This window comes from Brachyspira catarrhinii (genome assembly GCF_005518285.1).
GTDB classification, from domain to species: domain Bacteria; phylum Spirochaetota; class Brachyspiria; order Brachyspirales; family Brachyspiraceae; genus Brachyspira; species Brachyspira catarrhinii.
The window spans coordinates 1-8,893 of record NZ_SJDU01000063.1 but is presented as its reverse complement, the minus strand read 5'-3'; the positions used below and the strand labels follow the sequence as shown (position 1 = coordinate 8,893).

The window sequence follows — 8,893 nt, the reverse complement described above, 5'->3', positions numbered from 1 at the left end:
TTAATTTAAATTTTTATTTTACCGTATTATCTCCAAATATTACAAACAATTTTTTTAAAATTTTAATTCAAATTTAACCAAAACAATTTATAAATTTTTTAGTTTTTATCTTAAAAATTGCTACAACTATAAATTTATGACTATATATTATCATAATTTTATAAAGTTTAAGAAATTTTATTAAAATTTTCAAAAAAAATTGCAGAAAAAATTTGACAAATTTAAAATAATTTAATATATTGTATAATATAAATTATTTGAAATTTGGATTTAAGAATTAATGAAAAGAAATGGAATTATAAATAGCGAGATTTCTAAAATATTGTCTTATATGCGTCATACCGATTTGATATGCATATCCGATTTGGGTTTGCCATGTCCTAACGATATAAAGGCTATAGATTTATCTTTAAAATTAGGCTCGCCGTCTTTTATGGATGTATTATCCGAAATAACTAAAGATATGAAAATTGAGCGTATAATACTTGCCGAAGAAATAAAGAATAACAATAAAGAAGTTTATAATAAAATTTTAAGTATGTTTGAAAATATATCAATAGAGTATGTAAGCCACAATAATTTTAAACAAAAAACTTTAGATTGTAAAGCCATTATTAGAACGGGAGAGGCAACTCCTTACGCTAATATAATATTGCAATCGGCTTGCATATTTTAATATGGATTAATTATGAAAATAGAAATGAAAAATATTATAAAATCTTTTGGCGATATAACCGTCCTAAATAACGCCAACTTTTCATTGGACAATGGAGAAATACATGCGCTTATGGGAGAAAACGGAGCGGGCAAATCGACTTTAATGAAAGTATTAACGGGAGTATATTCAAAAGATTCTGGAGAAATATTTATAGACGATAAAAATATCTCTTTTAATCATCCTAAAGAAGCGGAAGAATACGGCATAGTTTTTATATATCAGGAATTAAATAGTTTGTTGGATATGACAGTTGAAGAAAATATATTTCTTGGAAAAGAGATATATAATAAATTTGGAATTTTAGATAAAAAAGCCATGCAAGAAAAAGTTAAAGAAACTTTAAATAATTTGGGAATAAATTTAAATGTGAATCAAAAACTATCCGATTTATCCGTTGGGCAAAGGCAAATGGTGGAAATAGCGAAAGCTTTAATATCCGATATAAAAGTTATAATTATGGACGAACCTACAGCCGCATTAACCAATAACGAAACGGAACATTTATTTAAAATAATTAAATCCTTAAAACAAAAAGGAGTTTCTATAATATACATTTCGCATAGAATGGAAGAAATTTTTGAATTATGCGATAGAATTACCGTAATGAGAGACGGAGAATATATCGGAATTAAAAATATTAAAGACACTTCTATGAACGAAATTATTAATATGATGATAGGCAGAGATATTGGAGATAGATTTCCTAGAACCGATAACAAAAAACTTGGGGTTGCATTGGAAGTAAAATCTATATCGTATAATAAATTTTTTAATAATGTTTCGTTTGATTTGCATTACGGCGAAATTTTAGGAGTTTACGGACTTATGGGAGCGGGAAGAACCGAGATTATGAAAAGCATTTTTGGAGTATTGCCAATAGATTCTGGAAATGTGGAAATAGAAGGTAAAAAAGTATATATAAAAAATCCCAAGCAGGCTATAAAAAACGGAATAGGATTTATTACCGAAGACAGAAAAGTCGAGGGATTAATGTTAAACGAGAATATAAAAAATAATGTGTCTTTAAATAATTTTAGTAGAATAGTTAATAATAAATTTTTAATAAATAAAAGCAAGGAAAATTTTATAAGTTCTTTTGCGGTTAGAGATTTTAATGTTAAATGCAGCGGAGTCAACCATATATGCAATAACTTAAGCGGCGGAAATCAGCAAAAAGTTATATTTGCGAAATGGATAATTAGCAATCCTAAAATACTTATATTGGACGAACCGACAAGAGGAGTCGATATAGCCTCCAAAAAAGAAATATATTCTATGATGAACGATTTGGCTTCAAAAGGCATTGCGATACTTATGGTTTCATCCGAATTGCCCGAAATAATAGGAATGAGCGATAGAGTTATGGTTATACATGAAGGTAAAGTCGCTGGATTTTTAAATAGAAACGATGCCACAGAAGAAAATATTATGGTGCTTGCCACTGGAGGAGTATTGTGAAAAACAAAAATATAATACAATATTTGCAAGATTACGGCTCTTTTATAGCTTTAATTTTTTTAGTAGTAGTTATTAGTATAATTAGTCCCGATTTTAGAACGGTTAATAATTTCTTATCTTTGCTTCGTCAATCGGCAATTAACGGTTTAATAGCTTTCGGTATGACATGCATAATTCTTACGGGCGGTATAGATTTATCCGTAGGTTCTGTTCTCGCTTTAACGAGTATAATTTGCGCTCATACTATAAAAATCGGATTACCCGCTCCGTTGTCTATGTTAATAGCGTTAATATTTGGAATTATATTGGGAACTATAAGCGGGTTAATGGTTACAAAATCAAGATTACAACCTTTTATTGCAACCTTAATAACTATGACGGGTTATAGAGGATTGACTATGATTTTAAGCGGAGGAAGACCTATTTCAAGATTGGGCGATAATTTTCTTTTAAATCAAATAGGAAAAGGTTCTTTGATTGGAATTCCAATACCCGTTTGGATATTGATTATATTTTTCGCTATATTTTTATTTGTCCTAAAAAAGACGGTATTAGGCAGACAAATATACGCAACGGGAAGCAATTCAAAAGCGGCGGAATTGGCGGGAATAAACACTAATAATATAAAATTGATAGTTTATGCGGTTTCTGGATTTATGGCTTCGTTGTCTGGTTTAATATTGGTTTCAAGGCTCGGTTCGGCTCAACCTACGCTTGGAAGCGGATACGAACTTGACGCTATTGCAGCTGTAGCTTTAGGCGGAACGAGTATGACGGGCGGAAGAGGAAAAATCACGGGAACTTTAATAGGAATACTTATTATAGCGGTATTGAATAATGGTTTAAATATTATAGGCGTGTCTTCTTATTATCAAGATGTCGTTAAAGCTTTGGTAATATTTTTAGCCGTAATATCCGATAGAAATAGATAAAAAGATAATATAAAATAATATAAAAAATTCAACAAAAGGAGAATAAAAATGAAGAAAATTATAATTATTACATTATTATCGATTCTTATTTTATCTTGTAAATCTGGGGAAAGTCAAGGTAATAGGGCAACGGTTGGATTATCCGTATCGACTTTAAATAATCCGTTTTTTGTAAGTCTTTCTGATGGAGCGAGACAAAAAGCAAAAGAGCTTAATATTAATTTAAGCGTGGTTAATGCATCCGATGACACGGCAAAACAAACGAGCGATATTGAGGATTTAATTTCTAAAAATGTTCAAGTTATAATAGTTAATCCCGTAGATTCAGATGCGGTAGCCCCAGCAGTTTTAGACGCTATAAACGCAAATATTCCCGTTATAAGCGTAGATAGAGGCGTAAACGGAGTTGAAGTTACAGCGGCTATATCTTCAGATAATGTCGCTGGCGCTAGATTGGCGGGAGAATATTTAATTGAGCTTATAGGCGAAAATTCAAAAGTTGCCGAACTTATAGGAATTCCTGGAGCGACTGCCACTATTGATAGAGGAAAAGGTTTTCATCAATCGGCGGACGGAAGATTAAATATAGTTGCAAGTCAAACTGCCAATTTTAACAGAGCGGAAGGTTTAACGGTAATGGAAAATATACTTCAAGCTAATCCAGATATTAAAGGAGTATTTGCTCACAATGATGAAATGGCATTAGGCGCTTTAGAGGCGGTTGAATCTTTAGGTAAAGATATAGTTATCATAGGATTTGACGCTACCGATGACGCAATCTATGCCGTTCAAACGGGAACTATGAAAGCTACAGTCGCCCAACAACCAGAATTAATGGGAGCGATAGCGATTGAAACGGCTTTAAAAATAATAAACGGCGAAACGGTTGAAAAAACGATTCCCGTAGAAATTACTTTAATAAAAGAATAATAAACTTAATTAAAGTAGAATTATTGTTTATGAAGTAATAATTTTTTATTTATATTTAATTATTACTTCATAAATATTATAAAAACATTAGAGATATTAAATATTATGAAGAAAGTTTTAGTAATAGGAAGCGTAAATAAAGATTTGGTAGTCGTCTCTCCAAGGTTTCCTAAAGAAGGGGAGACAATACTCGGAAAAGATTTTTATACGGGAAACGGAGGAAAGGGAGCTAATCAATCGGCGGCTATAGCGAAATTAGGCGGAGACATCTCCATACTCGGAGCTATAGGAAACGATAATTTTGGAAAAGATTTATCCGATTCTCTATCTTCGAATAAAGTCAACATAGACAATCTAATAATCAAAAAAAATGTTTCTACGGGAATAGCTTTTATTACGGTAACGGAAAGCGGAGCTAACAATATAATAGTCTCTCAAGGAGCGAACGCTTTAATTACTAAAGAAGACATTAAAGAAGAATTGATAAACAAATTCGATATTATAGTAATGCAATTAGAAATTCCTTTGGAGATTGCAAAATATGCGGCGAGTGTTTCTAAAAAATTAAATAAAACCGTAATTTTGAATCCTTCTCCAGCGGTGAAATTAGACAAAGAATTTTTAAGTTGCGTTGATATTCTTATTCCAAACGAAACGGAAATAGATATAATCGGCGGAATAGATTATGTATTTGAATGCGGTGTCAAAAATATTATTTTAACTTTGGGTAAAAACGGTTGCGAATTGATAACGAAAGAAAATAATAAAATTAGCAGAAAACATTTTGACGCTTACGATGTGAAAGTTGTCGACACCACGGCGGCGGGAGACAGTTTTTTAGGCGGAGTAGTTAGAATGTTGTCGGAAAATAAAACAATCGAAGAAGCGATAGAATTTGCAATCAAAGTTTCAAATATAACCGTCACAAGAAAAGGCGCGATAGATTCGATTCCAACTTACGAAGAAGTGATTAATAAAAATTGGAATTAAAATAATTCAAACTGTTTTGCAATTAAAATATTTTCATTATAATATTATTCGATAATTTAAAATCGGTTGGTAATAATTATGGAAATCTCCGAAAAAACTTTGAAATTTTTACTCGATATGCAGCAAAACGAAGTGAACGAATATCATGTTTATTTGAATTTGGTAAAGTTCGTCAAAAAAGAAGACGACAAAAAAGTCTTAACTGATATAGCGAAAGAGGAATTAATTCATTCAAAAATTTTGGAAAAATATACGAATAAAAAATTGAAACCTCAAAAATTAAAAGTATTCAAATTCTTTATTTTAAGCGTCATATTCGGCTATACTTTTGTAATTAAAATAATGGAAGGCGGAGAAAAAAGCGCCGAATATATTTACTCAAAAATAGAAGAGGAAATTCCAGACGCTAAAAAAATCGCTTTTGAAGAAGACGAACATGAAAATAAATTAATCTCGATACTTGACGAGGATAGATTAAAATATATAGGCTCTATGGTTTTGGGTTTAAGCGATGCGCTCGTTGAAATAAGCGGGACTTTGGCGGGATTAAGTTTCGCGTTGCAAAATAATAAACTTGTCGCTCTATCGGGAATAATCACGGGAATATCGGCGACTCTATCGATGGCTTCTTCCGAGTATCTTTCGGCAAAATCGGACGGAGAGAAAAACGCTTTCAAATCTTCTCTATATACGGGAATGATTTATTTGATAACGGTTAGTTTTTTAATAATGCCTTATTTGATTTTCCCAGACGATAAATGCGTTTACGCTTTGATTACTATGATTTTTATCGTGATTTTTATAATATTTATTTTTACTTATTATGTTTCGGTTGCAAAATCTCTGCCTTTTGGAAACAGATTTTTTGAAATGGTTAGCATAAGTTTAACGGTTGCGGGAATAAGTTTCTTTATAGGAATTTTGGTTAAAAATTTTTTAGGAATAGATATTTAATAATTTTAATAATTATGAAAGAATTTAAATATAAATTGGAATTAAAAGATTTTATAGATTTTCAACTTCATTACTTAAAAATCAATTCTCAAATAAAATCTTCGACTAAAAAAACTATCGTAATTTTAGCGGTTATTTATATATTGTTAATCGCTTTTATGATTTCGTTTTTCAAAGGCGAAAATTATTTAATAATCATTCCCGCAATTTTATTATCTTTACTTTTTTCAATAATTCAAATAAAAACTTATAAAAATCGATTGGAGAAAAAGATAATAAAGAAAATTTGTCAATACGCGAAAGCGGGCAAACTTGACGGAGTATTTGGCAATAAAATTTTGACAATATACGAAGACAAATTAATTTTCAAAGAAGACAGAGGCGAAATGATTTTTAATAAGCCATATATAAAAAAGATAGATTTTAGCGAAAAGTCGATTTTTATTTACACGGACGATACTTCGGCAATAATCGTTCCTAAAATTTATTTGAGTAAAGAAGATATTGATTTTTTACTTTCTTACTTAACTTAATTTAACTTAAAAATAATAAATAAACTTTCATATTACAAATATAATTATTAGGACTATTTTATTAAATTTATTCAATATATATAATTAAAATAGCTTTAATTTATGCTACTTGCAATAAAATTTAATTTATTGTATAATTATTCCAATTAATTTGTTTATTATTGATTTTGGAGAATATAAAATGAAAAAAGATATACATCCACAATATTATGAAACGGATGTCAATTGCGCTTGCGGAGCTAATTTTAAGATTCGTTCCGTTCAAAAAACATTGCATGTCGACATTTGTCATAATTGTCATCCTTTCTTTACGGGAAAACAAAAAATCCTTGACGCCGCTGGCAGAGTCGATAAATTCAATAAGCGTTACGGCATAAAAAAGCAATAAGTTGTTAAATTTATTAAATTTCTTTCATGGTAATTAAGTCTATAATATTTTTATAGGCTTAATTATTTTATTTTTCGTATAAAAATTTTAATTTGAAATTAATTTTTAAATATAAAAATTCCGATAATAATTAAAGTGAATAAATTACAGGAGGGTTAAACATGGAAGTGAACTCTATTTATTCATCTAAAATGTTTCCTTTGACTAGGCATATGCGTAGCGCGGGGTTAAATGTTTATAATTCTGCTCAATTAAGCGATAAAATAGCTAATATTATATCGAAAGAGCGAAACAATAGTATAGGGAATGTGTTGGATGTATATGTTTAATTTCTATTTCGGTTAAAAAACCAATTGCATTTTTATTGTAGTTGGTTTTTTATATTCTTAAATTTTACATTATGTTAACTACAAATATTATCTTATACTAAACCTACATCCGCAGTAATTCTGTCTATAAAGTCCGACTTCGTTTGCGATTATATTAGTTTTTTTGAATCCGTCTTTTTTCTTAAAATCTATATGCAAATATTCTATTGGAGAATATTTTTTCGCCAAAGAATTTCCTATCTCTTCTATCGCTTTGCTGTCTTTATGCGGGCTTACCGTCATAACCGTTGAAACATATCGAGCGTTTATATTTTTCGCATATTCGAACGCTTTATTTATTCTATGCTTAAAACATATATTGCATCTCGCTCCTCTTTCTGGTTCGTCTTCAAAACCTTTTATATCGTTATTCCATTCTTCAATATATTTTTCGTTTTCTTCTATATGAACGCTTATATTAATCGACTTTGCATAATCGATAAATTCGTCTCTTCTTCTTTCGTATTCTTTTATAGGATAAATATTCGGATTGTAAAAATAAAATATAGTTTGATAATTTTCGTTTTCAAGCAAAGTTTTCGGATAGCACATACAAACCGCGCAACAAGTATGAATCACTAATTTAGGTTTCATTTTTATTGTCTTTTAGAAGCTTTCAATGTAATCGTTTTATCGTCAAAACCGTTTATTATTATTTGATAGCCCATATTTTTCGCTTTGGAATTAATATCCACCGCAAGATTTCTGCTCGTTCCCACATATTGAATCACATATCTTGAAGAATCTCCCGCGATTCCTCTGTTATAAACATTTTTAATATTGCCTATATTTTTTTTAAGAGCGTCCTCGAAATCTATAGAATCGTCAAAATTAAGTCCCGAAACATAAATTGTATATTCCGTTCCATTTTGAACTTCGCTTTGCCATTTGTTTACGATTTGACTTATAAAATCGTCCGATATTGAATCCGCAGATTTTACCAACGCTATAGAATGAGCGTCTTTATCGCTTCCTCCGACTCCTCCCGCTTGATGAGTCGCTCTCGCTACAACCGAATAATCCGCTATATTAATCGCAGTTATAGCGACATCGCTTCTATAACTTTTCATTGCCGTGCCTTGTATTGTAGTAAAGTAAGAAGCTCCAGCTTTTCCAACTACCGCTATTTGCGCGCCAGTAGATTGAGCTATTTTTTTTACCGAATCCGAATCGGAAAAATCTATATCGTAATTTTCGTTTCGCATGATTTTTCTTAAAGAACTTGAATTTACGAATTTAAAACCTTTATCTCCCATATTTTTTTCCAATTGAACGTTAAAAGACTCGCTTAAATCTCCGTTTTCGTCTATTACCAAAACTACTATCAAAGGCATACTTTTTCTGTCCATTAATATTCCCATAGCCTGCAAATTATCTTGAATCATATCGACTCCGACAACCGCCTCTATTTTAGAATACCAAACCGAAGTATTTTTGTTTATCTCAAGGACTTTATAAGAAGAAATATAACCCGTAGTATTTTCGTATATTTTTGACTCAAGCAATTTATTATTTCCAACCGAAGCGACTCCATGAATTATAGAACCGACAGCCTGCTCGACCGCGTTTCTTTTTGCGCTTTCAATCGCTCGTTCTATCGCGTTTGCCTCTCCTCTCCCGTC

The 8,893-nt window shown here is 30.7% G+C and carries 11 protein-coding genes; 9 read left to right on the top strand and 2 right to left on the bottom strand.

Annotated elements, in window-relative coordinates:
- Positions 1-280: 280 nt before the first annotated feature.
- The 9 genes from rbsD to EZH24_RS14780 all read left to right on the top strand — a co-directional run bounded on the left by rbsD (position 281) and on the right by EZH24_RS14780 (position 7,232).
- On the top strand, positions 281-676 hold the full coding sequence (gene rbsD / locus EZH24_RS03845) for a D-ribose pyranase (protein WP_137997807.1): 396 nt from the start codon (positions 281-283) through the stop codon (positions 674-676).
- 12 nt (positions 677-688) lie between these two features.
- Complete coding sequence (locus EZH24_RS03840) at positions 689-2,176, top strand: sugar ABC transporter ATP-binding protein (RefSeq protein WP_137997806.1); 1,488 nt, start codon at positions 689-691, stop codon at positions 2,174-2,176.
- Positions 2,173-3,108: an ABC transporter permease subunit gene (locus tag EZH24_RS03835; RefSeq protein WP_201798556.1), complete on the top strand. Its 936-nt coding sequence runs from the start codon at positions 2,173-2,175 to the stop codon at positions 3,106-3,108. The genes EZH24_RS03840 and EZH24_RS03835 overlap by 4 nt, the downstream gene beginning before the upstream one ends.
- A gap of 48 nt (positions 3,109-3,156) precedes the next feature.
- On the top strand, positions 3,157-4,038 hold the full coding sequence (locus tag EZH24_RS03830; RefSeq protein WP_137997804.1) for a D-ribose ABC transporter substrate-binding protein: 882 nt from the start codon (positions 3,157-3,159) through the stop codon (positions 4,036-4,038).
- Positions 4,039-4,140: 102 nt separating this feature from the next.
- Entirely contained in the window at positions 4,141-5,028 is an 888-nt protein-coding gene (gene rbsK, locus EZH24_RS03825; protein ID WP_137997803.1) for a ribokinase, read from the top strand.
- A gap of 78 nt (positions 5,029-5,106) precedes the next feature.
- Complete coding sequence (locus tag EZH24_RS03820) at positions 5,107-5,982, top strand: VIT1/CCC1 transporter family protein (RefSeq protein WP_170310835.1); 876 nt, start codon at positions 5,107-5,109, stop codon at positions 5,980-5,982.
- A gap of 14 nt (positions 5,983-5,996) precedes the next feature.
- Positions 5,997-6,515, top strand: coding sequence for a YcxB family protein (locus tag EZH24_RS03815; protein ID WP_236847058.1), 519 nt, complete (start codon positions 5,997-5,999; stop codon positions 6,513-6,515).
- 181 nt (positions 6,516-6,696) lie between these two features.
- Positions 6,697-6,903 (top strand): 50S ribosomal protein L31, encoded by a 207-nt coding sequence (gene rpmE, locus EZH24_RS03810; RefSeq protein WP_137997801.1) that lies wholly within the window; start codon positions 6,697-6,699, stop codon positions 6,901-6,903.
- A 161-nt stretch (positions 6,904-7,064) separates the two neighbouring features.
- On the top strand, positions 7,065-7,232 hold the full coding sequence (locus tag EZH24_RS14780; RefSeq protein ID WP_170310834.1) for a hypothetical protein: 168 nt from the start codon (positions 7,065-7,067) through the stop codon (positions 7,230-7,232).
- 87 nt (positions 7,233-7,319) lie between these two features.
- Here EZH24_RS14780 and EZH24_RS03805 read toward each other — a convergent pair whose 3' ends face one another.
- The gene (locus tag EZH24_RS03805; protein WP_137997800.1) at positions 7,320-7,865 is read right to left on the bottom strand and encodes an epoxyqueuosine reductase QueH; all 546 of its coding nucleotides are present in this window, start codon (positions 7,863-7,865) and stop codon (positions 7,320-7,322) included.
- A 2-nt stretch (positions 7,866-7,867) separates the two neighbouring features.
- Positions 7,868-8,893: DUF6175 family protein (locus EZH24_RS03800; protein WP_137997799.1), on the bottom strand; the 1,026-nt coding region annotated here is incomplete at its 5' end.